This window comes from Streptomyces sp. NPDC048275 (genome assembly GCF_040652275.1).
In the GTDB taxonomy this organism is placed as follows: Bacteria; Actinomycetota; Actinomycetes; order Streptomycetales; family Streptomycetaceae; genus Streptomyces.
Genome location: NZ_JBEZLR010000025.1, coordinates 27,434 through 52,902 on the forward strand (window position 1 = coordinate 27,434; position 25,469 = coordinate 52,902).

Here is a 25,469-nt window from a genome sequence, read left to right on the forward strand (position 1 = left end):
GATCGCTTTAGTGTCCGCGAAGTCGGACGGCGCGACCACAGCGGCAGCAGCCCTGGCCCTGGCCAGCCGCAGACCGGTGCTGCTCGCCGAACTCGACATGGCCGGCGGAACTCTGCGCCACGGGCTCCTGCGCGACGTGGCGCGCGGTGAGCATCGCGAGCGCCTGGACGGGAACATCGGACTGCACCGGTTACCGCAGGCCGACTGGGAACGCGCCAGCGCCGACCAGGACTTCACCCCGCAGGTCGCGCAGCACCTGTGGCCGATGGACGACAGCGACTACCGGACGGCGCTGCCCGGGCTGATCGATCCCCGGCAGGCAGCCTCCTTGACATCTACCTGGCCGACCCTGCTCAACGTCCTGCAGCTGACGGACCAGCAACTGGGCTGGGACGTCCTGGTCGACGGCGGGCGGATCGTGCTCGACGGCGGCCACCTGCACCCGGTGCTCACCCCCGCGCCCGTGCTGCGGGAGGCCGACCTGGTGCTGCTCGTGGTCCGCATGACCGAGGAATCCCAGGCGCTCGCCTACCCGATGGTGCGCGCTCTGCAGAACGATCTCGCCGCGCAGGGAGCCGGTGCCCGGGCCCTGGGACTTCTCGTGCTCGGCGAGGGCTACCGGCCCGACGATGTCGCCCGGGGCCTGGAGGCTCCAGTGCTGGCCACCCTGCCGTGGGACGAGTCAGCCGCCGCCTATCTGCGTACCGGCGGACGGATGCCGCGGGGGGTTACGCGCTCGAGACTGATGCGCGCCGCACGGGACACCATGGTGCCGCTGCGTGAGCACGCCGACCGGCGACGGCTGCACCTGCAGATGCGACAGGTGCAGGCGGCCAACCCGGCGGTGCAGCGGATCGTCCATCAGCTCGGACAGCGGGGGGTGCGTCATGGCTGACCGGCGCGGCCCAGACAGCGTCAACGGACAGAACGGGGTCACCCGATTGGGGGGTCTGCTGGCTGAGCATGCCGCGACCCGCCCACCTGCACACCCCGCACCGCCCGCCCATCCGGTCCCTGCCCCTGTGGCGACGCCGGTGGCCCCGGCATCTTATGGCCCCTCGATGCTGGCACCTGTGCCGCCGGGGGCTGGCCCCGCCGATGTCGCCGCGGCGATAGCGTTGCCCGGGGCGCTTCCCGTGCCCTGGGGGGAGATAACGAAGATGCGGCAGCAGGTCGCCGATGACGTCGACCAGGTCAAGAAGGACCGGCGCCAGGCCGGAGCCCCGCTGGGCGAGAAGGACCTGGAGGAGGCCGTTCGCGCCCGGGTGCGCAGCAGGGTCGCGGAGTGGGCACAGGCGTGGTCGCTGACGAACCCGCCTCTGTCGGGTGAGGAACTGGAGCGGGTCCGCACCGAGGTCTTCAACCTAATCTTCCTTGCGGGCGCGCTGCAGCGGGTCCTTGACCGGCCGGGCGTGGAGGACGTCCTGGTCGACGGCGAGTGGATGTACATCGATTCGCAGGGCAAGCCGCGCGAACGGGTCCGCTCCCCGTTCTCCAGCAAGGCGCAGGCCGTCGAGTGGGTCAACCAGATGGCCGCGACGTCCGGGCACGGCGAGCGGCTTCTGTCGTACGCCACCGGCAAGGTGGAGTTCGACCTGCCGGACGGCTCGCGCGTGGCTGCCACGCTGCTGACCGACGACGTGACGATCGCGATCCGCCGCCACGTGCTGGAGAAGGCCACCCTCGCCGACCTGGAGAGGTGGGGCGCCGTCGACGTCATCGTCGCCTCGTTCCTGTCGGCGGCGGTGAAAGCCGGCCTGTCCATCATCATCGCGGGCGACATGGCGACCGGGAAGACCACCTTGATGCGGGCCCTGGGCCGCGAAGTCCCCGCTCACGAACGGCTGGCGACGCTGGAGAGCGAGCCGGAACTGCGGCTGAACTACGACGCCCCGGACCGGCACGCGCACGTGCTGGCCTTCCGCACCCGGGAGGGCAACGGTGAGAAGGACGCCACCGGACAGGTCACGCTCGCCGACCTGGTGCCCGTATCTCTGCGCTACAAGGCCACCCGGGTCATGGTCGGCGAGGTCCGCGGCAATGAGGCCGTGGCCATGCTGGAGGCGATGATCGCGGGCGGATCGGGATCGATGTGCACGCTGCACGCCAAGGACCCCGAGGCCGTGATCGACCGGCTGATGGTGCCGCTGGCCCGCGCGGGCCTGAACGACCAGGCCTCCTACCGGCTCATCTCCGCTGCCGTCGACCTGATCGTGTACGTGGACGCGGTCGACGAGACCGACCGGGGAGGCCAGATGCACCGGTTCGTCTCACACGTGTGGGAGACGGCCGGCCGCAGCGAAGGCGGCGGCGTCGCGTTGTCACAGATCTTCGCGCCACGCGAGGACTCGGGCGAGGAGCGCGCCATGCCCACCCGTACGCCGATGAACGAGCGCCGAATGCGCAAGCTGGAACGCAAGGGCTTCCACCGGCGCTGGCTGATGGAGTACCCGAACGGGCAGTGGCGGCCGATGCCCAGGGCGGGAGGTGCCGCGTGACCTCCTCCTACCTGTCCGCGCTCGGCATGCTCGCCGGCGCGGTGGTGGCCCTGAGCCTGACAGGAATCGTCGCCGCACTGCGCGGCTGGCGGCCCGCCGCCCGGGGCTTTCGGCCCGGCCGGATACGAGGCCGACTGGTGCGGGCGGTTGAGGAACTGCCGCCCGGCTGGCGGGACAACTACCGGCTGCTGCTGGCCGGGGCCGCGGGCGCGGGCGCGCTGATGTGGGCGATCACTGGATGGCCGGTGCACGGCCTGCTCGCGTTCGCGACGGTGGCCGGGCTGCCGTTCGTGCTGTATCCGGGCGGTTCGGGCCGCACGGAGGTGGCCCGGCTGGAGGCGATCGCGGAGTGGCTGCAGCAGCTCGCGAGCGTGCGCGCCGGCGGCAAGCCGCTGGAGGCCACGATCGTGGACCTGGACACGGTTCCGGCACTGTTGGAGCGACCGGTCGGCAGGCTGGCCGACCGGCTGAGTTCCGGGATGCCCGCGCGGTGGGCCTACCGAGGACTGGCCGACGACCTGGCCAGCCGGATCGGTGACGACATCGCCCAGTTGTTCATGGATCACGTCACCAGCCGCGGCCCGGGACTGGCGCGCGCGCTGTCCGCGCAGGCCGCCCTGGTGGCCCGGCAGGGCGCGGATCTGCGGGACATCGACGCCGAGCGCGCGAAGGCCCGATCCGAGGCCCGAAGGGTGTCCCTGTTCGCGATCGCCGTGGTCGCCGTGATCCTCGTCAACGGCTCCTACTCCGAACCGTTCGCCACCCCGCTCGGCCAGCTGGGACTGCTGGTGCTGGGCGTGCTGTTCGTCGCGTCCCTGCTGTGGCTGCGCAGGATGGCTGTGATGGAGGACGAGCCGCGCACCCTGCTCACCGCCGAGGAACGTGCGAAGGAGAAGGAGAGTGAGGCGGCATGATTCTGTCCGTCCCCGGCATGTTGCTGGGCGGGCTGGCCGCGCTCAGCGGCACGCTCGCGGTGCGCAGCCTGCCGCCCAAGCGGACCCCGCTCGATCAGGTCCTGCGCCGTACCCACGCTCCCGCGCCACGCACCGCGTCCACCAGGACGGCCGCGAAGGGATCCGTGCAGTGGGCGGACCGGGTCGGTGCCCGGCTGATGGAGACCGACGCGTTCGTGACCCGGCTGCCCGCCCGGGACTTGAGCCTTCTGGAGATGGCCCCCGCCTCGCTGCTGGGCCGCTGCGCCCTGTACGCGCTGGGCGGGTTCCTCATCCCTCAGTGGATCATCTTCCTGCTGCGGTTGGGCGGGCTGGCGCTGCCGTTCGTCATCCCGGCGGCCGCCGGAGTGGGCGTCGCGCTGTTCATGGTCTTCAAGTGCCTGGACGACGTCCGGGACAAGGCCACCGACGCACGCCGCGAGTACCGCTACTACATCGCCTCCGTCCTGGAGCGCGTCGCCCTGGCCCGAAACTCCGACGCCGGCGCGGCCGAGGCCCTCGCCCGGGCCGTGGAGTCGGGGGACGGACGCGCCGCGGTCCGGATCCGGGACACCGTCGAGCACGCCCGCCTGGCCGGGGTCAGCCCCTGGGATGCGCTCGGCCGGCTCGGCACAGAACTCGGCGTGCCCGACATCGCCCGCCTGTCCGCCTCGCTCAGCCTCGCGGGCGAGGAACAGGCTGCCGTCTACGACCAGTTGGAGGCCCAGGCCGAGGTCGTACGGCGGGGTCTGCTCGCGGACCGGAAGGAGATGGCGAACGTGGCCACGGAGAAGATGCATGTGCCCTCGCTGGCGATCGTCTTCCTGATGGCCGTCTTCCTTCTGGCACCTGCCCTCGTCCGCATCATGTCGTTCTGACCCGCCCTCACGATGCCGTCGAGTCCGGGCCGTCAACCTCTGGAGGAAACCATGCACACCGCACGCACCCACTTCTCCCGCATGCTGGACGCGCTGCGTCGGCACGGCACCTTGCTCCGCGCTCAGGTGAAGGACCGTGGCGCCTCGGCTACCGAGTGGGGCCTGATCCTGGTCGCCGGGGGCACGATGGTCGGCGTCGTGTATGCTGCGGCCAACACCACGGTCGGCGAGAAGGCCGCGCAGATACTGGGCTTTTGAGCATGCCGACGACACGCGTACGCCCGTGGCGGCACCTGGCTGGCCGACGGTGGTGGCGGGAGGACCGCGGCGCCACCGCCCTGGACATGTCGATGGTCGTCCCGCTCGCGTTCCTGATGCTGTTCACCCTGATTGAGGGCGGCGTCTGGTTCCATGGCCGGTCGGTGGCGCACCACGCTGCCCAGCAGGCCGTGGACGCACAGAGGGCATACGACGCTGCACCGGGCGCGGGAGAGGCAGCTGCCGCCGAGTTCCTGGCCCGGATGGGCGGCTCCCTGAACGGCGCAGCTGTACGGGTCAGCGACGACGGCGAGACCGTCAGCGTGCAAGTGGAAGGCAACGTGATCAATCTGGTGCCTGGATGGAGCGGGCACGTCAGCCAGAGCGTCCAGGCCCCCGTCGAGAAGTTCCGCCCGTGAGCCGCCGATGGTGGCCCGGCCGGTTGGACCGTGACCGCGGCAGCGCCGCCTTGACCACGGCCATCTTCGTGCCCGTGGCGCTGATGCTGATCGGCTTGACAATCGCCTGCGGGCGGGTGGCTCTGGCCGAGGGCGCCGCCGACGCGGCCGCGCGGGATGCCGCGCGCACGGCGTCGCTAGCTGCAGATCCGGCCTCTGGCGAGGCAGACGCCCGCCAGGCCGCGCAGACCAGTCTGGCCAACTCCGGCATCCGCTGCGCCGACATCAGCGTCCAGTTGGACACCAGCGGTCTCGCCGCGCCGGCCGGGCAGGCCGCCATTGTGACGGCCACCGTGTCGTGTACCGCGCCGCTGAGCGAACTGGCGCTGCCCGGCGTCGCCGGGTCCAAAACGCTCACCAGCACCAAGACCTCCGTCGTGGACACATGGGCAACACGGGGCGGCACATGACCAGGTGGCGTCGACGACTTCGTATCCACTTCCGCCGCCCGGACCGGGGCGGCATGGAACTGTTCTACGCGGGCACCGTGCTGATCGCGTTCCTCATCATCGGCCTTGTCATCGATGGCGGGCTGGCCCTGGACCGTATGTCGGACGCCGACTACGTCGCGCAGGAGGCCGCGCGGGCCGGCGCCCAGCAGATCGATCCGGGCCAGGCCATCACCGGCGAGGCAATCGTGGTCGACCCGGACGCCGCCCAAGCAGCCGCCCGCGCCTTCCTCAGCAGCGAGGGCGTCGACGGTGACGTCGCCATCGCCGAGGACGGGCAGAGCCTCACGGTGACCGTGCGCGACGCCTACCACCCCTACTTCGCGTCCCTGATCGGCGTCGGCGAGATGACCGTTACGGGGCACGGCACTGCCACTTTGCTCCACCAGCCCGGAGGCTGACCCATATGCCCCACTCCCCCACGCCCGTGCGCCGCCGTGGCCGTTCCTGGCCCCGGGCTGTCGTGCGCGGCCTGTTCGCGCTCGTCGCGCTGGCTGCTCTCGTCGTCGGCGTGCCCGCGCTGCTGCTCGCCGTCGGCACACTGCCCGCCACGGTGCCGGCGCTGGACGAGGCACGCGAGGTGCTGCTGAGCCCGGACGATGACGGCTCCGGGCTGCTGACCACGATGACCGTGGCGGCGTGGATCGCGTGGCTGTGGCTAGTGATCCCCGTCCTGATCGAGGTCGTCGCCGTCCTGGCCCGGCGTACGACGCCGCGGCTTCCCGGCATGGCGACCGGTCAGCGTCTGGCCGGGTTCCTGCTGGGCAGCATCGTGCTGGCCACGCCCGCTGCCGCGGCCAGTGCCGCCACCCCGGCGGTCGCCGCCACCGCACCCCACACGCCGTCGGCCGACCAGGCGACGAGCAGCCAGCAGAGCGCCCCCGCCCCGAGCGCGGCCGCGGAGAAGACAGCATCGGCTGGGAACGTCCAGGAGTTCACCGTGGGAGCGGAGGACACCACCTGGTGGGAACTGGCCGAGCAGCTGCTGGGGGACGGCACTCGCTACACCGAACTGCAGCGCCTCAACCCCGAAGTGCCCACCACGGCCACGGTGGTGCCGCAGGGCACGACCCTGCGCGTGCCCGAGCACGCCGAGGTGCTCAGCGAGGCACCCGACTCCGGCCTCGATACTCAGCTCGCCTCCAACGCGCTGGACGCAGCGCCGGACAAGGCGGGCGAGGTCGTCACCGTGGTGCCCGGCGATTCCCTCTCAAAGATCGCGGCTGAGGAACTCCACGACGGCAGTAAGTGGCCGCAGTTGTTCGAGGCCAGCCGGGGCACGGCACAGCCCGACGGCCTGCCGAGGATCACGGATCCGGACATGATCTATCCAGGGCAGGAAGTCACCGTGCCCGGGGCAGCATCCGAGCGACCCGATCGTCCCCGAGAGGACACGGAGGACGGGGCCGACGATGAGCGCTCCACTCCCCCGTCCGAGGACGACACGGAGCGGGAACCGGGTGCCGACGCGGGAGGCGGTCAGTCGACGGCACCAAGTCACTCCGCCACCTCGGGAGCGGAGACTCCCGCGCCGAGCGAGTCGAGCGGTCCGACCGAGCAGCCCAGTGAGGGCCAGGGCGCCGCTGCCGGACCTTCATCCAGCAGCGGTGCGTCGTCCGCACCCTCATCGGGCGAGTCGTCGGCATCGGCAACGCCCACGACAACGGCATCCGAGGCGCCCACGTCGTCGCCCGCCGGTCAGGCGCTGCAGCTACGGATGGTGCTGGGCGCCGGTGCGCTGCTGGCCGCCGCCGTGACTGGTGCGCTCGCCACGCGCCGCGTGCTGCAGCGCCGTCGCCGCAAGCCCGGTGAGACGATCGCGATCGCGTCGGAAACCTCGTCGGCCGAGGCGCAGTTGGCAGCCGCCGCCGAGCCCGCGGGGTCGTCCCGTCTGGATGCGGCCCTGCGGACGCTGGCCCACCAGGTGGAGGACGGCGCCAGCCTGCCCGGGCTGCGGGCCGCACGGATCGGGGCTCGTTCGCTGGAGGTTCTGCCCGAGGACTTCGCGTTGGAGCCGTCGGTGCCGTTCACGGCCGGACGCGGTGGCTGGTGGATGCTGCCATGGGACGCCGAGCTCCTGGACGAGGAGGCCGCTCGCGAGGTGCTACCACCGTATCCGGGGCTGGTGACCGTCGGCAGCACCGAGGAGGGTGACCTACTACTGGTGAACCTGGCCCAGTTGCCCGCGCTGCTACTCGACGGCGATCCGACGCGCATCAGGGAAGTGTGCACGTCACTCGCGGTGGAGATGGGGATGAGCCCGTGGGGCAGTGTGGTCGAGGTCGTCGCCGTCGGGTTCGGAGAGGACCTGCCGCGACTGCTGCCGACCTCTCGGATCATGCACATGCGGGAGGCCGTGCACGCCCTGCGGGATCTCTCCGAGCGTCTGCTGGAGGCACACCAGATGCCGGAGACCAGCCACCATCCCTACCTTCTGCTGTGCGCTGCCTCTCTCGATGGGGACACGGCTTGGCAGTTCGCCGATGTCATCGACAAGGCCCGGATTCCGGTCACGCTGGTCGCCCCGGCTAGCGTCGCGGCCGCGCACTTTCCCAACGCGGAGACCCTGAACGCCGAACTCGACGAGCCGCAGCAACTCGACTACGCCGGCACCGAGATCACGGTGCAGCGTCTTGAGTACGCCGCGTACCAGCAGATCGCCACGGCGCTCGCAGTCTCCGGGCAGCCCGCCGAACCGGCCGAGGGGCCGTGGGAGAAGGTTCCGGACGAGCCCGACCCCGGAATGCCATCCCAGCCAGCCATGGCGGAGCCCGATGACCACCTCGCCGGCGCCGACACGGACATCGCCGGCACCACCTCCGTCGCACCGGTGGCGTCGGTGACCGTGGACGACAGCAACGCCGACAGCGGAGTGTTCCCGGCTCTGCTGGCCGCCTCGACTGACCCGGCCGGGCTCCGCCTGCTGCCCACCGCGCCACGTAACGGGCAGGACGAGGCCGAGGCGGACGAGGCCCTCGCCGAAGACCCTTCAGAGGATGAGGTGCCGGAGGAGCCGGACCTCCCACTCCCGGAGCAAGAGAAAGGCGGGGGTACAGAGGAGTCGGAAGCACACGACCTGCATGCCCCGGAGATCCGTGTCCTGGGCCCGGTCGAGGTGGACGGCGTGGCCGCCACAGGGCACGGCCCGCGTATCGCGCAGCTCGCCGCATTGCTCTTCTTCCGGCCTGGTCGCTCCGCCGACGCACTGTGCACCGACATGGACCCGCTCACCCCGTGGGGGGCCAGCACCCTCAACGCCAGGCTGCGCGGCCTGCGCGGCGCCCTGGGCAATGACACGGCCGGCAACGCGTACGTTCCGCGCCGCCGCACCGGCGACGACCCGTATCGCCTCTCCCCCTCGGTGCGGTGCGACTGGACGAGGTTTCTCCAGCTCGCCGAGCGCGCGCTGCTCCAGGGACCGGCGGGTATCCCGGACCTGGAGAGGGCCCTGGGGCTGGTGCGTGGAAGGCCGTTCGGTTCGAGGCCGCTGCCCTGGGCCGGACCCTTCCAACAAGAGATGATCACGCGGATCATCGATGTCGCCCATACGGTGGCCACGCACCGCACCCCGGCGGGCCCGCACCACGACCTCACCGCAGCCCGGCAGGCCATCGCGACCGGCCTCGACGTCGACAACAGCGCCGAGTTGCTCTACCGGGACTGGATGCGCGTCGAGCATGCCGCCGGGAACCGCTCCGGCCTGCACACCGCCATCACTCAGGTCCAACAGGTCAACCGCGCTTTGGACTGCTCACTAGAGATCGAGACCGAGCAGCTCATCAACGACCTCCTGAGCACCAACGACAGACAGGCCCCGGCCCAGTGATCATCCTCCAACAGAACAGCCACTACGGACCATCGCAAGGCCTGGCGCTCGACCCGCCCCACGGCACTGCTCAACGCGCACGTGTGACAGTCGTTGAGATACGAGGTCTTTGATGGGGAAAGGCCAGCAGCGCGGGACAGCAGGGAGCACGACGCCAGCAGCAAAGCTTGGCCGGGTACACCGCATCTTGATCGGCGTGGTCGTCGCCGGTGCGGTCGTCATCGCGGGTATCGGCTTCGCCGGTTCGTACGCGGCCGTGCGCGAGCTGGCTCTCAAGAAGGGCTTCGGGAACTTCGCGTACGTCTTCCCGATCGGCATCGACGCGGGCATCTGCGTCCTGCTCGCCCTGGACCTCTTGCTGACCTGGATCCGCATCCCCTTCCCCCTGCTGCGCCATACGGCGTGGCTGCTGACGATCGCGACGATCGCGTTCAACGGCGCGGCGGCCTGGCCGGACCCGCTGGGCGTCGGCATGCACGCCGTCATCCCCGTCCTGTTCGTGGTCTGTGTCGAGGCGGCCCGGCACGCGATCGGCCGGATCGCGGACATCACGGCCGACAAGCACATGGAGGGCGTCCGCCTCACCCGCTGGCTGCTCTCGCCGGTCCCCACCTTCCTCCTGTGGCGCCGTATGAAGCTGTGGGAGCTGCGCTCCTACGAGCAGGTCATCAAGCTGGAGCAGGAACGTCTCGTCTACCAGGCCCGGCTGCGCTCCCGCTTCGGCCGCGCCTGGCGTCGCAAGGCCCCGGTGGAGTCGTTGATACCGCTGCGCCTCGCCCGCTACGGCGTGCCGCTCGCCGAGACCGCCCCCTCCGGCCTGGCGGCGGCCGGCATCGAGCCGGCCCCCCTGCCCCCGCTTACCGTCGAACAGGGTCCCGCCACCGTGCAGGCGGACGCCCCGGCACTCCAAGCCCGAACAGCCGACCGGGGACAGCAGCCGGAGCCGGTGAACACGGAGGCACAGCATGTCATGCAGGCCCAGCCGATGGGCGGCGGGCAGCCGCGTGGGCAGGCGTCCACCGACGACGCCGACGGACGCTTCGCCAAGGCCTACCAGTCGTGGCGCACTCAGTTCCAGACTGAGCCCACAGCCGCCCAGTTCGCATCCTTCCTCCGAGACGAGTTCGGTCTTTCTACCGCGGCCGGTGGCCCGCTCTCTGATGACCAATTGCTGCCCCTGCTCAGGGCCTTCCAGCAGCAATACACCTCACCGGCCGAAGCCTCTCCCGCTCCGGGCGACACGCAACCGGCCGCAGCAGACGAGTCGTGGGACAGGTTCTTCTACAGTGCCTGGCTCACGTACGCGCATCAGTACGGCCAGTACCCCGACGCAGCCGCCCTCGCGGCATACGTGTTCCAGCGGGACGGCATCACCGGAGCCGACGGCCAGCCCCTCACAGGCGAGGACCTGGACGGCTTCGTCGCGGTTTTCCATGAGCGCGAGTTCGGCGACGGTGAATCGCAGGGCGAAGAGACGGACCATGAAGCCGGCGAACAGGCACCTCCAGCACCCGCCTCGGCCGAGACTGATACCCAGCAGACACCCGCCCTTGTGGAAGCACAGGCTGCGGAGGAGAAGCAAGGCATCCGGGTAAACGCTGCCATCACCAATGAGGAGACCGCGCCCGCGAAGGCGAAGGCGAACGAGGAAAGCGACCTCACCACCGTCGATCGCTACTACCTCGCGTGGTTGGAGCACCAGAAACAGCGCGGCGCCGAGCCCACCGACAAGCAACTGTCTGCCTACCTCGACGAGAAGGGTGTCCAGGGCCGCAGCGGGAAGCCGATCAGCCCGTCCACGCTGCGCAGGTACCTCCTGCCCTTCCGTGCCTACGGCGTCTGGGCCGAACACCGGATGCGCAGTGAGACCCCCTTGGCCGACGCCGTCGCGCGGGACTGCGCAACGCGCGGGATCACCGCCCAGTACAACAACCCCATCACTGCTACCGACATCACGAAGCAGGCCCACGACTTTGAACGCCGCTGGAAGGCTCTCGCCCGTCACCGTGCCGATGCCCAAAGCTGATGCCCCACTCGACACGCGCCTTGCTCATCAGCTGACCCATAGGGAAGGTGATCGCCGAGAACCCCTGATCGGCTGCTGGGAGTCGTTTCTCTGTGCCCGGATACGCTGCCGCCATGATTCGTGCAGTGGTGTTCGATGTCGGTGAGTGTTTGGTGGACGAGACCCGCGAGTATGGCACCTGGGCCGACTGGCTCGGCGTTCCCCGACATACCTTTCATGCCATGTTCGGCGCGGTCATCGCGCAAGGCCGCGACTACCGAGAGGTGTTCCAGGAGTTCCGACCCGGTTTCGACTTGTCTGAGGAGCGCGAGCTTCGGGTGGCCGCCGGTCAGCCGGAGGCGTTCGATGAGCGGGACCTGTACGAGGACGTCCGGCCAACGTTGAGGCAACTACGGGCGGACGGCCTGTGGCTGGGCATTGCAGGCAACCAGACAATCCGTGCCGGAAAGCTCCTACGCGAGCTGTTCGCGGAGGACGTCGACCTGATCGGCACCTCGGACGACTGGGACGCCAGCAAGCCAGCCCCCGAGTTCTTCCAGCGCGTTGCCGAGGCCGTCCCCTTCCGTAACGACGAGATCCTTTACGTCGGTGACCGCGTGGACAACGACCTGCGGCCGGCGGTCACGGCAGGCATGCACACCGCGCTGGTGCACCGCGGCCCATGGGCAACCATTCAGTGGCGGACCACGGAAGCCGAAAAACTCCCGGCATTCAGGATCGAGAGTCTCCTTGAGCTGTCCGGGCTGATCCTCAACTTCAACGAGTCAGCGCACTGACGGTCGTCGACCAGCCATACAGTCGGTCGTCCAGCTCTCGCACACACCGCTCGTTCTGGTGCGGCGCCAGCACGCGCCGCACCTCCCGCACCCGGTCCATTCCCATCGCATACCAGGTCCGTTCCAGCTGATCGAGTGCCCGTAGCGCGTACCTGCAGGCCTCCTCAGGCTGTCCGGCAGCGGCCTCTACCGCGGCCAAATCGCCGAGTACAACGGTGGTCTGCTTCTCCTCGCTCGGATCAAGTGTGCCGAGTACAGCGAGGAGGGTCTCGCGTGCTTGCGGCAGATGCCCGGCCTTCAGCTGCGTATTGCCCTTAAAGGCAGCTAGCCGTACAGGACTGAACCAGTCCAGCCATGGAGGATTAGCGTGCTCGGAGCCCGCGGCTAAGACATCCTCAGCATGGTCGATCAAATGCAGCGCGGGGCGCGTGTTGCCGCACCGGGTCTCGCACTCCGCCTCGACCGCGTCCAGCCAGGCAAGCAACTCGGCCGATGCAGGCCCGCGCCGCGCGTACGTACGCGCAGCCACCATGCGCTCGACGGCCTCGTCGCGACGTCCGCCCCACGCCGGAATGAATGCCGTGTGAGCGAGCGCTGCGGCACCGAGGAGCGGGTCATCTGCCTCGCCCGCCGCCTGGAGAGCGCGCAGCAGCGTCTGCGTTGCGTGGTCCGGCTCGCGAAGGTCGAAGAACTCAATCCGGCCGGCGAGTAGGTACGTCTCGGCGAGCGCCGCAGCCACTCCCCGTCTGGTCTGTCCGGCCGTCTCGGAGAGCAGGACCAAGCCCAGAGCGGCGTGGGCCATGGCTGAGGGATGCAGTGCGGCGGGAGCAACCGACCAGTACAAGCGCCGATGAGAGCGCGTCACCGCCTCGAAATCTGCCACCACGCTGGCCGGTTGGAGCACGGCGGCGGCTTGTGTCGGAACCGCAGCCAAGCCGACCGCAGCCGCTGCCGTCGCCAGTGCAGACCGGCGCCCTCGCTCAGGCGTCACGCCAGTTGGCGAGACGAATCCGAGCGCCTCGAGATCCTGGCCGAGCAAGCGCGAGAGTGCCTGTCCCACCTCTGGCTGCGGCCACGGCGGTGCCTCTGACTCCCAACGACGTACCTGACGTACTCCCACCCCGAGCGCGTCGGCGAGCGCCTGCTGGGACGGGTAACCTGCCGCCACCCGGGCGGACTTGAGCTGAATGTTGCCTACGGGCCGTGCCACTACACACCTCCGTCTTGCCTCAATCGACAGTGTTACAGCAGGCCCTGTTTCTTACTAGTCATCACCTACAAGACTCATCAAAAGTCCCTTTCTCGACCAAGAAAAGACCTCTGAAAGTCCTCGGAACCGGACATCCAAAGGGTCACTCTTGACGCGTCGTGATCCACGGCTACGGCGCGTATCGATGAGTGCCACATGCCCTACCACCCTGTTGTCCCCCAGGAGGCGAGCGTGTTACCCCGGTGTTCGATCGACGGCGCGTCTTTGACGACGATTGAAGCTAGTCGGCTGCTCCGAATCGGGCGGCGGTGACTGCTGATGACGCTCACCACGACAGCCATTCGCCTCGCACCCCGTCTGCACGAGGACCGGCTTGATGCCATGACGGTGTGGTTCGAGCGGCAGCAACGGATCGCAGGCCATCCGGTCCCGGCACAGGATGCCCGTCGTGTTCCGCAGATGCGCCGGCTCGTGGCCGCCCGGCTGCGTCTGTGTGGATTACCTGAACTCGTTGAGCCCATACAGCTGTTGACGAGCGAGCTGGTCACCAACGCGCTGGAGCACGGAGACGGCCCGGTGTCTCTGCTCCTCTCCTGTTCAAGCGAGACCGTCCGGCTGACGGTTGACGACGGCTCGCGAAAGAGTCCCCGGCTGGGAGCGCCGGAGCTGGATGCCGAGAGCGGGCGGGGGCTGTGGATCGTTGAGTCCATCGCTTCCGAGTACGGCGGCTCCTGGGGTGTCAGCCCCGACTGCACGAAGACCTGGTGTTCTCTCACAGTGCCCGCAGCGAAGGAACCTGCCGTCTGATGGCCGCTTTGGAGTTCACGCCGGCGCAGCAGACGTCAGCGGACGCACCGGCCATGGACATGGGTGACCTCGCGGAGCTGGTCCGCTCGCCCAGGCACTCGCAACGCACGGGCCCCCGCGGTATCGAGCGGGCCGCCGCCCTTCTTCCTCCTTCCGTAATTCGAAGCCCCCGCGTGCCCCCGGCGCGGGCCCGGTCTGTCGGGTGTCCACCGTGGTGCGCACCCGACACACCTCATTCCCCGCCCCCATTCCCGCAGCCGTCAGGTCTCTTCGAGGCCGCACGGGAGACAGACTGATGACGAATCACCGCACCAAGCGCGAGGTCTCAGCAAATCGCGCAGCAGTTATCGCCCGGAAGGCAGCCGTGGTCCGCCGATACACCTACGAGGGCGCATCTATGGCGGCGCTTTGCCGTGACTACGGTGTGGGAATCGGATGGCTGCGGCGGCAGTTCGATGCCTGGGACGTACCCCGGCGCCCGCGCGGACGGCCTGCCTACGCAGCAGTGCAGGAGACATCCGCCGACGAGAAAGGGCGGGCGGCGCTTGCCCGGCGTCTGGCGGAGCCCGGCTTGCTCGAGCAGAGCGTCGTCCTCGATCTCAGCTCAGCCCGGGTTTCCGGCGCAGGCGTGAGCCCGCTGGCGGTACCCGTGGGCGGGGTTCGCGTGGCGGGGGAAGTGACCGTCGGGAACTGGGGCGAGGCGCTGATCGTCATTCTGCAGCTGGAAGCACATCCAGAGCGGTATCCCAAGGTCCGCCAGCGTAAGCCACTCGGCTCACCGTGGGAGCCGAGAACCATCTGCTGGGGTGCCCCTACACCCGTCGATGACTGGCCCACGCGAGGCCGCATGTTCGGCTACCACGAACCCGGGGTCGTCGAATACACGGCTGCGCGCACCCCGTCTTCCGCGCCCATCGTCCAGCGCTGACCACAGGCCCTCCGAGGCTCCATGGCCCTGTGCCACGCGCCAGGCACGCCTCTGTTGTCTGCGGCCATCTCGCACCTCACCGAGGCGACTGGCGCGCCGAACTCCAGCCGTTGCCGGCCGCTTCCCGGCCGAAGGACAACCCCAGGGCGGCGAGCACGGCAGTCATCCGTCCGGTCCCTCCCTCCCCCAACCCACCACCCCACACACGACATCCAGTCGGCTGCCCCTCGGCAGCCCCCATTCCTCTTCGAGGCCCCCGTGTTCCCCAAGCTCCTCTTACCCACCCAAGCCAGGATCCCGGTCCCGTTAGCGGTCAACACCCGTCTCTTTCGAGGGTGCACCGATGCCCACACGTGACATGGTCCTGACCATCCATCCGGCAGGCCGCGACGACGATCTCCGTCTGGCCCTCGAAGACCTGCAAGTCGGCCGGTGGCTCTCCACCCACCATCTCCTGGCCCACACCCCTACCTGGACGCTGCGGACCGCCCGCAGCCAAGTCCTGGCAGCCGGCGCCGCGAGCGGCGGCGCCATCGGCGCCTGGATCGCCGAAGAGCCGGACAACCCGAACGCGCTGATGATGCACGCCCGTGTCCTGACGCAACGCGTCCTCACCGCCCACCGCGCCAGGGCGAACCACCGCACCCTGTTCCAGGCAGCCGAGGCAGCACGCCAGGCGTGCGGGGATGCTGCCCGTCGCTGGCCGCACGACCCGGTGCCCTGGGTCTGCCTGCTGGCCCTGGCCCAGCTGGACATCGACCACCGCGACAAGCACCGTATCGAGCACTGGGCCCACCCGCCCGAAGCCCTCCTGCCGCCCGGCCCGTGGCCGCTGCTGGGGGAAGTCGGCAGACGCGATGCGGGCAACCGGGAGGCCTACCACCGGATGCTGCAGTGCCTGCAGGCCCGCGGGCGCGGCGCGGTGGATTTCTCGCGCTGGGTGGCCTCCGTGACACCGCGCGGTTCCGTCCTTTTGACCCTGCCCCTGTACGCCTACGCCGAGAGCTACCGGCTGCGGATGGAGGGCGGCCAGGTCTCCAGCTCCCTCGGATTCTGGACGGACGAACAGGTCCGCTACTACGTCAAGCTCGCCCGTGACGGCTGGTTCGCCCACCTGCCCGACACCGCCGACTGCTCTCTTGTGGACCTCAATCACCTGGCCTACGCGCTGAACGCCTGCGGCCTGACCGGTGCCGGCGAGGTGTTCGAGGCGATCGGCACTTTCGTCACCACCGCGCCCTGGGCCCAGCTGAGTGAAAGCCGGTGGTGGCAGGACGAGTTCCTCAAAGCCCGCGCCTACGCGCTGCGACGGGGGGCTTGTGGCAGATGAGAAGCCGGGCACCCCCGCCCAGGCGGTCCCCTCGGCACCACCCTGGCCTGCCTTTTCTTTCCCTTTCGATACAGAGGATCTTTCGGTGTCTTCGAGACATGCGTCCCACCGGCTGGACGATGATGCTGTTCTGGCCCGCCTCGGCTACCGCACCGAACTCGCCCGCCGTATGGGCCCGTTCGGGAACTTCGCGATCTCCTTCTCCGTCATCAGCATCCTGTCCGGCTGCATGACCCTCTACGGCTTCGGTCTCAGCACCGGCGGCCCCGCCGTCATCATGTGGGGCTGGGCCGGCGTCGGCCTCATGGTCCTGCTGCTGGGCATGTCCCTGGCCGAGGTCACCTCCGCCTACCCCACCTCCGGCGGCCTCTACTACATGGCCCACCGGCTCGGCGGACCCCGCTGGGCCTGGATCACCGGCTGGCTCAACCTGCTCGGACTCCTCGGCGCCATCGCCGGCATCGACTACGGCGCCGCCCTGTTCACCGGGGCCTTCGCCAGCCTCCAGTGGGACTTCACCCCCACCCCCGAGAACACCATGCTGATCTTCTCGGGGATCCTGCTCCTGCACGCCGTGCTGAACGTCTTCGGCGTCCGCCTCGTCAGCCTCCTCAACTCCATCTCCGTGTGGTGGCACCTGGCCGGCGTCGCCGTCATCGTCGGGGCGCTCACTCTCGCCCCCGCCCAGCATCAGAGCGCCGGCTTCGTGTTCACCCACTTCAACAACACCACCGGCTTCCACCACGGCCTGTATGTGACCGCGCTCGGACTCCTGCTCGCGCAGTACACATTCTGCGGATACGACGCCAGCTCCCACCTGTCCGAAGAAACAACACAGGCCCAGGTATCGGCACCCAAGGGCATCGTCCGCTCGATCTGGGTCTCCTGGGCCGCCGGGTTCATCCTGCTGGCCGGACTCACGTTCTCCATCCAGGACTACGCCGGCACCCAGAACACCAGCACCGGCGTCCCCCCAGCACAGATCTTCCTCGACGTTCTCGGCCCCACCGGCGCCAAAACCCTGCTGCTGATCGTGATCGTGGCCCAGCTGTTCTGCGGCAACGCCGAAACCGCAGCCGCCTCCCGCATGGTGTTCGCATTCTCCCGCGACGGCGCCGTCCCGTTCGCGGCGACCTGGCGGCGCGTCAGCACCCGGACCCAGACCCCCACCGCCGCGGTGTGGCTTTCGACTGCGGCCGCGCTGGTGCTGGCGCTGCCGTCGCTGTACTCACCGACCGCCTACGCCGCAGTCACCGCAATCAACGTCATCGGCATCACGCCCGCCTACGCCATCCCCGTCTACCTGCGCCTGCGCACCAAAGGCACGTTCCAGCCCGGCCCGTGGAACCTGGGCCGCTGGAGCAAACTGGTCGGCTGGACAGCGGTGGTATGGGTCGCGTTCGTCACCATCCTGTTCTGCCTGCCCCAGGTCTCCCCCATCACCACCAACTCCTTCAACTACGCCGGTATCGCCCTGGTCGTCGTCCTCCTCCTGGCATGGATCCTGTGGATCACCAAAGGCCGGCGCACCTACAAGATCCCCACACTCGGCACCACGGCCGAGCACACCGCCCTGGCCGAGGACGTGGTGTGATGACCCACCGCCAGCCCCACCACCCTCAGCACGCGCAGCACCTCCACAACGCCCACCACACCGACGGGGCTCCGCAGAGCACCGGGCTCCTCTGCCCCGACGCTCTGCGGGACGCGGTCGAGCGCGGGGACATCACCACGGTGATGCTCGCCGTCCCGGACATGATGGGACGGCTGAAAGGCAAGCGTCTCCACGCCTCCGTCTTCCTGGAACAACTGCTGTCCAGGGCGGAGATGTGCGCGTACATCCTCGCCAGCGACGTCGACATGACCCCGCTGCCCGGCTTCGGCCTCACCGGCTGGGAGCAGGGCTACGGCGACATCAGCGTCCTCCCAGACATGGGCACCATCCGCCACCTGTCCTACCTGCCCGGCACCACCCTCATCCACGCCGACGCCGTCCACCGTGAGGGCACCCTGGTCGAGGTCGCCCCACGCCAGATGCTCCGCACCCAGCTGCAGCGCCTCACCGGCCTCGGCCTCGAGGTCCGCGTCGGCCTCGAGAGCGAGTTCGTCCTCTACCAGGGCAGCCCCCACCATGCGCGGCAAGCCGGATACCGCGGCCTGGAACCGGTGTCGCCCCACAACCTCGACTATGCCCTCGATCACCCACCCGCCCTCAGCGACTTCTTCCGGTATCTCGAAGACGCACTCCACCATGCCGGTACACCGGCCGAGGCCGTCAAAACCGAGGGAGCTCCCGGACAGATAGAAGTCACCTTCCCCTACGGCCCGGCGCTGCCGGCCTGCGACGCGTACACCGTCTACCAACATGCCGTGCGCCACCTCGCCCAACGGCACTGCCTGACGCCCACCTTCATGGCTGTCCCGCAGACCGGCGTAGGAAGCGGCCTGCACATCCACCTCTCCCTGCTGGACGTGGCCAGCTACCGCAACACGTTCGCCGCCCGCCTGGACGAGGAAGAGCTGCCCGCAACGATGCAGCGGGCCATCGCCGGACTGATCTCGGCCATGCCCTACCTCGCCCCGCTGTACGCACCCCACGCCAACTCTTATAAGCGCTACGCCCCGCGCTCATTCGCCCCCACCCGCTTCACCTGGGGATACGACAACCGCAGCTGCGCCATCCGCGTCACCGGCCACGGCCCAGGCAGACACCTCGAGGTGCGCCTGCCCGGAGCCGACGCCAACCCCTACCTCGCGCTCGCCGCCACTCTCGCCGCCATCCACCACGGCCTGACCACCCAGCCCGAACTGCCGCCCCACACTGCAGGCGACGCTTACCAGTCGGCCGATGCGCTCCCCGTACCACGCGACCTCATCGAAGCCCTGGCCGACTTCGACGACAGCAAGATCACACAGAACGCATTCGGCGAGGCCGTCGTGCGGCACTACGCCCACGCCGCGCAGCACGAGATCGACGCGCATCGCGGGCTCGTCACGGACATCGAGCTGGACCGGGGGTTCCTCCGTGCCTGATCACCTGTCTGGTGTCGCAGAGATCCAATGGGCCGGCCCTGCCACTGCCGAGGCTCCGGCGGCCGGTCTCGATCGCTCAGGCCGTATGGACCGCATCGCAGCCACCGTGCTGGGTCTGCTGTTCGACCTGGGCCAACAGGGCGCCCTCTTCGGCGTCGGCATCAGTCCTTGGGCGCAGTTCGCTGTGTGCGACCTGGATGATTTCGCTCACTTCACCGCCGGGGCCGGCAGGAGAGCTCCTGCGCTTGGGTGAGGGGCTCCGCGCGGGGCGGGTCACACACCCGGCACGTTCCATCCATGACGTCCTGACCAGGAGATGACTATGCATATCCCACCGCTCGACCCGGCCGAGGTCACCGACCCGGTCGCTGTGATCACCGGAGGGTGGTCACGGGAGCGCGACCGGGCCCTGCTGTCCGGCTCCACCGTCGTCGACACCCTCGCCGACATGGGCGTCAAGACGCGCGTCCTTGACCTCGCCGACGCTCGGGAGGATCTGCTTGAGGGGCTGGACGGGGTGAAGACGGCGGTCCTCGCCATCGCCGGGCGTGGGGCGGAAGACGGCCGCTTGCAGGGCCTGCTCGAGACGCTCGGCGTCGCCTACACCGGTTCCGGAGTGCTGGCCTCCGCCATCGGTATGCACAAGATCCACGCGAAAACCCTCGTCGCGGTCGCCGGTGTGCGTGTTCCCAAAGGAACGAGGATCGACGCCACAGCCAATGCCGGTGATGAAGCCGACCGTGTCAGCCGGTTGCTGGGCCTGCCGGTGATCGTCAAGCCGGTCGGTGAGGGCGGCTCCATCGGGGTACGGGTGGCGATCACCCTGGGGGCGCTCGCCGCCGCGATCTCGGACGTCAAGGCCGGCGGGGAACTGATGGCCGAGGTGTTCTACCCGGGGCGCTCGGTGAGCGTCGGTGTCCTGGAAGGCCCGCACGGCGCGCTGCACGTGCTGCCGCCGCTGGAAGCCGAGACGCCGAACGGCGTCTACTCCTACGCGGCGAAGCGCGGCGAGTCCGCGTGCGACTACTTCTGTCCGGCCCGGGTCAGCCCCGGGACGCTGGTGTCCCTGCGGCGCCAGGCGGTGGCCGCCCATCGCGTTCTGTACTGCCACTCGTACTCGCGGTCGGACTTCATCGTCACCGGCGCAGGCGACGCCGTCTGGCTGGAGGTCAACACGCTGCCGGGACTGTCCCGCGCCGGAAATCTGGCCCGCATGGCGCTCGCCGACGGCATCAGCCACGAGCAGCTGCTGGCCCACATCCTGCGCGGCGCGCGCACTGACCGCCGCGCGCACGCGTAGAAGACGAGGCATCTGCTGTGACGATGACGGTCCATCACGTCCTGCGCGCCGTCGAGAACCTGCGCGGTGTCGCCGTACGCACTCCCATGATCAGCTCGGCGGCTGTCAACGAGCGGCTTGGCCGCGCGGTGTGGGTGAAGGCGGAGAACCAGCAGCTCACGGGAAGTTTCAAGATGCGCGGCGCGTACAGTGCGCTGGCCGCTCTGAATCCCGGCAAGCGGAGTCGAGGGGTCATCGGCGCTTCCTCCGGTAATCACGCCCTCGCCCTTGCCTGGGCCGCTCACCTCTTCGATGTGCCGGCCATCGTGGTCGTCCCGGAGGACGTGCCCGATGTGAAGAGAGAGACGATCGATGGCCTTGGGGCCCGCGTCGTGACCTACGACCGCCGTACTGGCCGTCGTGACGCTCTGGTCCACCAATACGCCTACCGGCACGACGTGACCATCGTGCCCTCCGCGGACGACACATGGGTCATCGCGGGAGCCGGGACGGTCGCCTGGGAGATGATCCAGGAAGTCCCCGACCTGGCGGCGATTCTCGTGCCCGTGGGCGGGGGCGGACTCGCGGCGGGCACGGCGCTCGCCGCGACCGGCCAGACGGAGCTCAAGGTGTTCGGGGTGGAACCGGTCGCCGCCGACGACACCCACCGCTCCCTCCAGGCCGGTCAGCGCGTCTCCATTCCGCAGCCGGTCACCATCGCCGACGGGCTCGGGCACGTCGAGCCCGCCGCCATCCCCTTCGACATCAACAGCCGCCTCCTCGCCGGTGTCGTCACCGTCCCCGAGGAGGCGATAGCCGAGGCGATGGCGTATCTGTGGCGCCACTACCGGCTGGCGGCCGAACCCTCCGGCGCGGTAGCCCTCGCCGGACTCTTCCACGCCTTCGACCGACTCCCCGACGGCCCGGTGGGCGTGGTCCTGTCCGGCGGCAACGTCGACTGGAACTCCTACCGTCATCTACTGGACACCGCCATGCCCCGATTGGAGACCCATGCCCCCGCTGTGCTGCACTGACCGCCCCGAGCCCGGTGTCATCCACGCTCCCGTACCGGTCGTCACCCAGTACGCGACCGCAGACCTGATCGACGCCATCGCCTACGGCGATCACGATCCGGGAAACGACCCGAACTGGCCAGCCACCGGAGCGCCCTCCCAGTCTGTATACGCCCGCTGGTGCCGTCACCTGTGCGGTATCGCCTGCCTCGAAATGGCACTCCTACACCGCGACGGACACGCCCTCAACCAGTTCGAACTGCTGGCAGGCGCGCGCCGCTACGGCGCCTACGTCCGCCAGAGGGACGGTATCAAGGGGCTGATCTACGCGCCGTTCGTCGACTACGTGCGTGACACGCACGGTCTGGACGGCGAGGTACACCCGAACCTCGACATGACCGGCCTGGCCGAACAGCTCGACGCCGGACGGCTGGTGATGGCCTCGGTCTCCAAGGAGATCCGCCGCCCCGAACACGCACCGCAGCGGCGCGGCGGCCACCTCGTCCTGCTCATCGGCCACAATCAGGGCCTGATCATCTTCCGCAATCCCAGCGGGCACACCCCGCAGGCCCGCGCCGCGGTGATGGACATGAAGGAGTTCGAGCCGTTCTTCGGCGGGAGGGCCATCTCACTCAACCTGCGCCGCACCGTAGAGCCTCGGCCTGCCTGGACCGGCGGCGCGCGCTCGGTAGCGTCCCGACCCACCACCTGATCAGGGAGAACCACGTGCAACCCATGTCCTTGGCTGAGATCACCGAATGCGTCCGCGGTCGCCTCGCAGACGTCCTCGACCCACGGGCGCTCGTCACCCAACCCGCGGTCTTCGACTCCCGGGAGGCAACCCCCGGATCGCTGTTCATCGCGCTCGCTGGCGAGCACGCGGACGGCCACGCCTACGCCGAGGCAGCGGTCAACAAGGGTGCCACCGCGGCCCTGGTCCTGCGCCCAGTCGGTGTCCCCGCGATCGTCGTCGACGATGTCCTCATTGCGTTCGGTCGACTTGGCCGCTTCCTCGTCCACAACACCCTCGACCCGGCCTCCCGGATTGTGGCGATCACCGGCTCAGCCGGGAAGACGAGCACGAAGGACTTCATCGCCCAAGTTCTGCCCGGCAACGTGGTCGCCACTCCTCAGTCGTTCAACAACGAGATCGGCCTCCCGCTGACCATCACCCTGGCCGACGCCTCCACCGACTATCTCGTGTTGGAGATGGGCGCCCGCCGCATCGGGCATATCCGTGACCTCACTCGGATCGCGCCGCCCGACATCAGCGTCGTCACTAACGTCGGCACCGCCCACGTGGGGGAGTTCGGCGGCCGCGAGAACATCGCCCAGGCCAAGGGCGAGATCGTCGAAGCCCTCCCCGCAGGCGGGCTCGCCGTCCTCAACGCCGACGACCCCCTCGTCCTCGCCATGGCGCACCGCACCCACGCTCGCGTCGTCACCTACGGCCTGGGCGAGCAGGCCACCGTGCGCGCCGCCGACGTCGTCCTCGACAAGCGCGGGCAGCCCTCCTACACCCTGCACGCCCCCGAGGGCAGCGCCCGAGTCCACCTCCAGCTCGTCGGCGAAGTACAGGTCCACAACAGCCTGGCCGCGGCCGCCGTCGGCCGCGAAGCAGGACTCGACATCACTCAGATCGCCGAGCTCCTGTCCGCGGCCACGCCCCAGTCGCGCTGGCGGATGGAGACCAACACCCGGGCCGACGGCGTCACCGTCATCAACGACGCCTACAACGCCAACCCGCACTCGATGCGCTCCTCCCTCGACGCGCTCGCCGCCATGACCGGTGGCCGCGACCAGCGGTCGATCGCCGTCCTGGGCCGCATGAACGAGCTCGGCGAAGACGCGCGCACCGCGCACGAGGACGTCGGACGGCACGCTGCCGCCCTGAACCTGGACCAGCTCATCGTGGTGGGAGGAGACGAGGCCGGATGGATCCAGCAAGCCGCGAGCAGCGCCGGAATCCAGGCCGTCCACCTGCCCGACCAGGAGACCGCCCTCGACCTGCTGCGCTCCATCCTCCGGTCCGGCGACGTCGTCCTGGTCAAAGCGAGCCGCGGGGTCCAGTTGCAGCAACTCGCCGACGCGCTGCTGCAACCGAACCCCACGCCCCCGGGCGCCTAGACCGCCGCGGCGACCAGATCAGCCAGCGCGGCCCGCAGCACCCGGCCCGACTCCACCAGGTCGCCGCTTCCCATCAGCACCACCACATCGCCCGGCCGCGCCTCATTCGCGGCGCACACCACCGCATCAGCCCGCTTCGACTCCACGAACCGGGCCATCCCCCCGGCCCGGCCGATGAAGCCGGCCAGCACCCTCAGCGCCCCCTCGTGCACTCGGGCGTTGCCGGTCAGCACCACCCGGTCGCATCCCGCCAGCGCCGTCCCGAACTCGGCGCCGAACGCCTCAAGACGGGACTGATCGGAGGGCTGGAACACCGCGATCACCCGCTGACCGGGAACACCGAGAAGGGTGCGCGCGGCCGCGAGGTCCGCGCGCACCTCGTCGGGGTGATGGGCGTAGGAATCGAAAACCCGCACCCCGGCCGCCTCCACGGCCGGGGTCATCCGCCGCCGCACGCCCTCGAAGTACCGCAGCTGCTCGACCGCGAGATCGCAGTCCTGCCCGAGCGTGTGCAGGGCGGCAATCGCCGCGACGGCGTTCAGCAGCTGGTGGACGCCCGGCACGCGCAGCGCGATGTCGAACTCCAGGCCGCCCGGCCCGTGCAGGACCGCCGTGCTGCGCCCGCCCGCGCTGACCGCCTCGGTCAGCCGCCAGTCCGCAGACGACGAGAGGCCAAAGGTCACCATCCGTGGGCCGTCCCCCGTCAGGATCAGCCGGGAGGCGAGTGCGCGGCAGCCGGGCGAGTCGGCACTGAGTACCAGCGTGCCGCCCGGCCGCACCCCGAGTCGTACGCACTCCTCGTACGACTCGACGTGGTCAAGTTCCGCGGCGTAGTTCTCCGGGTGATCGTGCGCGATGTTCGTGATCACCGCCACCTTCATGCTCACACCGATGTGGGTGCGGTCCGACTCGTCGACCTCGGCAACGAACAGCGGTCCCCCGCCGGCGTGGCCGCCGCTGGCCGGACCGTCGAGGTCGGCGCCCACCATGTACGACGGACTCTGACCCATGCGGCTCAGAGCGAATGCCAGCATGCCCGTGGTGGAGGACTTGCCGTGCGTCCCCAGCACACCGACCGCCGTACAACCGGCCATCAGCGCGTTCAGCGCCGCCGACCGGTGCACCACCGGGATGCCCAGCCGCCGCGCCTCCCCGATCTCCGGGTTCTCCTCGCCCACTGCATGGGTGAACACGACCGCGGTCGCGTCCGTCGGCACCTGCCCGGCCGCGTGCCCGGTGTGCACCCGCACGCCCAGCCGGGCCAGCTCTTCCAGTCCCTCCGACGTCCTGACATCGCTGCCGGACACAGTGAAGCCGCGCTCGGCGCACACCCGCGCCACCGGCAGCATGCCCGTGCCGCCGATGCCGACCCAGTGCGCACGGCTCAGGTCAACCGGATCTCCGGCCGACACGCTCGGTTTGATCTTGGGGACTGCGGTCTCCGCCATGAAACAGCCTCCTCGGGAACGGCTCACGCCGCCTCAACTGGCAGTCAATGCCGCCTTGTTGGGCGACACACAGCCACGGTCCCGCTCAGCCACGAACATGGTCTACGGCTTGCGGTGTTGCGAATGCATTCGCAACACCGCAAGCCCCAACAAAACCCCCACCACCCGCCAAGCCGCAAGCCAATGAAACAAC

23 protein-coding genes are annotated in these 25,469 nt (G+C 69.5%); 20 read left to right on the forward strand and 3 right to left on the reverse strand.

Going from position 1 to position 25,469, the window contains the following annotated elements; all coding sequences use genetic code 11:
* Nucleotides 1-10: 10 nt before the first annotated feature.
* The 11 genes from AB0D57_RS17350 (at nucleotide 11) to AB0D57_RS17400 (ending at nucleotide 12,101) form a co-directional block, all read left to right on the forward strand.
* Nucleotides 11-895: a hypothetical protein gene (locus tag AB0D57_RS17350; protein WP_362072680.1), complete on the forward strand. Its 885-nt coding sequence runs from the start codon at nucleotides 11-13 to the stop codon at nucleotides 893-895.
* 265 nt (nucleotides 896-1,160) lie between these two features.
* Nucleotides 1,161-2,498: a CpaF/VirB11 family protein gene (locus AB0D57_RS17355; protein ID WP_362072683.1), complete on the forward strand. Its 1,338-nt coding sequence runs from the start codon at nucleotides 1,161-1,163 to the stop codon at nucleotides 2,496-2,498.
* Entirely contained in the window at nucleotides 2,495-3,412 is a 918-nt protein-coding gene (locus AB0D57_RS17360; protein ID WP_362072686.1) for a hypothetical protein, read from the forward strand. Before AB0D57_RS17355 ends, AB0D57_RS17360 begins: the two co-directional genes overlap by 4 nt.
* Nucleotides 3,409-4,308 (forward strand): type II secretion system F family protein, encoded by a 900-nt coding sequence (locus AB0D57_RS17365; protein WP_362072689.1) that lies wholly within the window; start codon nucleotides 3,409-3,411, stop codon nucleotides 4,306-4,308. The genes AB0D57_RS17360 and AB0D57_RS17365 overlap by 4 nt, the downstream gene beginning before the upstream one ends.
* 51 nt (nucleotides 4,309-4,359) lie before the next feature.
* Nucleotides 4,360-4,566 (forward strand): hypothetical protein, encoded by a 207-nt coding sequence (locus AB0D57_RS17370; protein ID WP_362072692.1) that lies wholly within the window; start codon nucleotides 4,360-4,362, stop codon nucleotides 4,564-4,566.
* Between the two features lie 2 nt (nucleotides 4,567-4,568).
* Entirely contained in the window at nucleotides 4,569-4,985 is a 417-nt protein-coding gene (locus tag AB0D57_RS17375; protein WP_362072695.1) for a TadE/TadG family type IV pilus assembly protein, read from the forward strand.
* Nucleotides 4,982-5,434 (forward strand): TadE/TadG family type IV pilus assembly protein, encoded by a 453-nt coding sequence (locus AB0D57_RS17380; protein ID WP_362072698.1) that lies wholly within the window; start codon nucleotides 4,982-4,984, stop codon nucleotides 5,432-5,434. Before AB0D57_RS17375 ends, AB0D57_RS17380 begins: the two co-directional genes overlap by 4 nt.
* Complete coding sequence (locus AB0D57_RS17385; protein WP_362072701.1) at nucleotides 5,431-5,874, forward strand: pilus assembly protein TadG-related protein; 444 nt, start codon at nucleotides 5,431-5,433, stop codon at nucleotides 5,872-5,874. The genes AB0D57_RS17380 and AB0D57_RS17385 overlap by 4 nt, the downstream gene beginning before the upstream one ends.
* 5 nt (nucleotides 5,875-5,879) lie before the next feature.
* Nucleotides 5,880-9,299 carry a LysM peptidoglycan-binding domain-containing protein gene (locus AB0D57_RS17390; protein ID WP_362072704.1) on the forward strand — a complete coding sequence of 1,140 codons (3,420 nt, stop codon included), beginning with the start codon at nucleotides 5,880-5,882 and terminating at the stop codon, nucleotides 9,297-9,299.
* Between the two features lie 196 nt (nucleotides 9,300-9,495).
* Nucleotides 9,496-11,325, forward strand: coding sequence for a DUF2637 domain-containing protein (locus tag AB0D57_RS17395; protein WP_362072707.1), 1,830 nt, complete (start codon nucleotides 9,496-9,498; stop codon nucleotides 11,323-11,325).
* Nucleotides 11,326-11,438: 113 nt separating this feature from the next.
* Nucleotides 11,439-12,101 carry an HAD family hydrolase gene (locus AB0D57_RS17400; RefSeq protein WP_355310113.1) on the forward strand — a complete coding sequence of 221 codons (663 nt, stop codon included), beginning with the start codon at nucleotides 11,439-11,441 and terminating at the stop codon, nucleotides 12,099-12,101.
* Here the strand turns inward: AB0D57_RS17400 and AB0D57_RS17405 are convergent.
* Complete coding sequence (locus AB0D57_RS17405) at nucleotides 12,082-13,311, reverse strand: helix-turn-helix transcriptional regulator (RefSeq protein ID WP_362072711.1); 1,230 nt, start codon at nucleotides 13,309-13,311, stop codon at nucleotides 12,082-12,084. The genes AB0D57_RS17400 and AB0D57_RS17405 overlap by 20 nt on opposite strands.
* 318 nt (nucleotides 13,312-13,629) lie before the next feature.
* On the opposite strand from AB0D57_RS17405, the gene AB0D57_RS17410 reads away from it, so the two are divergent.
* From AB0D57_RS17410 to AB0D57_RS17430, 5 genes are all read left to right on the forward strand, one after another.
* Nucleotides 13,630-14,118: an ATP-binding protein gene (locus AB0D57_RS17410; RefSeq protein WP_362072714.1), complete on the forward strand. Its 489-nt coding sequence runs from the start codon at nucleotides 13,630-13,632 to the stop codon at nucleotides 14,116-14,118.
* 295 nt (nucleotides 14,119-14,413) lie between these two features.
* Nucleotides 14,414-15,046, forward strand: coding sequence for a DUF6302 family protein (locus AB0D57_RS17415; protein ID WP_362072717.1), 633 nt, complete (start codon nucleotides 14,414-14,416; stop codon nucleotides 15,044-15,046).
* Between the two features lie 343 nt (nucleotides 15,047-15,389).
* Nucleotides 15,390-16,376 (forward strand): hypothetical protein, encoded by a 987-nt coding sequence (locus AB0D57_RS17420; protein WP_362072720.1) that lies wholly within the window; start codon nucleotides 15,390-15,392, stop codon nucleotides 16,374-16,376.
* 85 nt (nucleotides 16,377-16,461) lie between these two features.
* A complete protein-coding gene (locus tag AB0D57_RS17425; RefSeq protein ID WP_362072723.1) occupies nucleotides 16,462-17,970 on the forward strand; it encodes an amino acid permease in 1,509 nt (502 codons plus the stop codon).
* On the forward strand, nucleotides 17,970-19,409 hold the full coding sequence (locus AB0D57_RS17430; RefSeq protein ID WP_362072726.1) for a glutamine synthetase family protein: 1,440 nt from the start codon (nucleotides 17,970-17,972) through the stop codon (nucleotides 19,407-19,409). The genes AB0D57_RS17425 and AB0D57_RS17430 overlap by 1 nt, the downstream gene beginning before the upstream one ends.
* Before the next feature lie 76 nt (nucleotides 19,410-19,485).
* Here AB0D57_RS17430 and AB0D57_RS17435 read toward each other — a convergent pair whose 3' ends face one another.
* The gene (locus tag AB0D57_RS17435) at nucleotides 19,486-19,620 is read right to left on the reverse strand and encodes a hypothetical protein (protein ID WP_362072729.1); all 135 of its coding nucleotides are present in this window, start codon (nucleotides 19,618-19,620) and stop codon (nucleotides 19,486-19,488) included.
* A gap of 111 nt (nucleotides 19,621-19,731) precedes the next feature.
* Here AB0D57_RS17435 and AB0D57_RS17440 point away from each other — a divergent pair, with 111 nt between their 5' ends.
* From AB0D57_RS17440 to murF, 4 genes are read left to right on the forward strand one after another with little or no spacing between them, the layout of a single operon-like run.
* On the forward strand, nucleotides 19,732-20,709 hold the full coding sequence (locus AB0D57_RS17440) for a hypothetical protein (RefSeq protein WP_362072732.1): 978 nt from the start codon (nucleotides 19,732-19,734) through the stop codon (nucleotides 20,707-20,709).
* A gap of 23 nt (nucleotides 20,710-20,732) precedes the next feature.
* Entirely contained in the window at nucleotides 20,733-21,722 is a 990-nt protein-coding gene (locus AB0D57_RS17445) for a pyridoxal-phosphate dependent enzyme (protein WP_362072735.1), read from the forward strand.
* Complete coding sequence (locus AB0D57_RS17450) at nucleotides 21,700-22,413, forward strand: C39 family peptidase (protein WP_362072738.1); 714 nt, start codon at nucleotides 21,700-21,702, stop codon at nucleotides 22,411-22,413. The genes AB0D57_RS17445 and AB0D57_RS17450 overlap by 23 nt, the downstream gene beginning before the upstream one ends.
* Nucleotides 22,414-22,427: 14 nt before the next feature.
* On the forward strand, nucleotides 22,428-23,828 hold the full coding sequence (gene murF / locus AB0D57_RS17455; RefSeq protein WP_362072741.1) for a UDP-N-acetylmuramoyl-tripeptide--D-alanyl-D-alanine ligase: 1,401 nt from the start codon (nucleotides 22,428-22,430) through the stop codon (nucleotides 23,826-23,828).
* Here murF and AB0D57_RS17460 read toward each other — a convergent pair.
* On the reverse strand, nucleotides 23,825-25,276 hold the full coding sequence (locus AB0D57_RS17460) for a Mur ligase domain-containing protein (protein WP_362072744.1): 1,452 nt from the start codon (nucleotides 25,274-25,276) through the stop codon (nucleotides 23,825-23,827). The genes murF and AB0D57_RS17460 overlap by 4 nt on opposite strands.
* Between the last annotated feature and the right edge of the window lie 193 nt (nucleotides 25,277-25,469).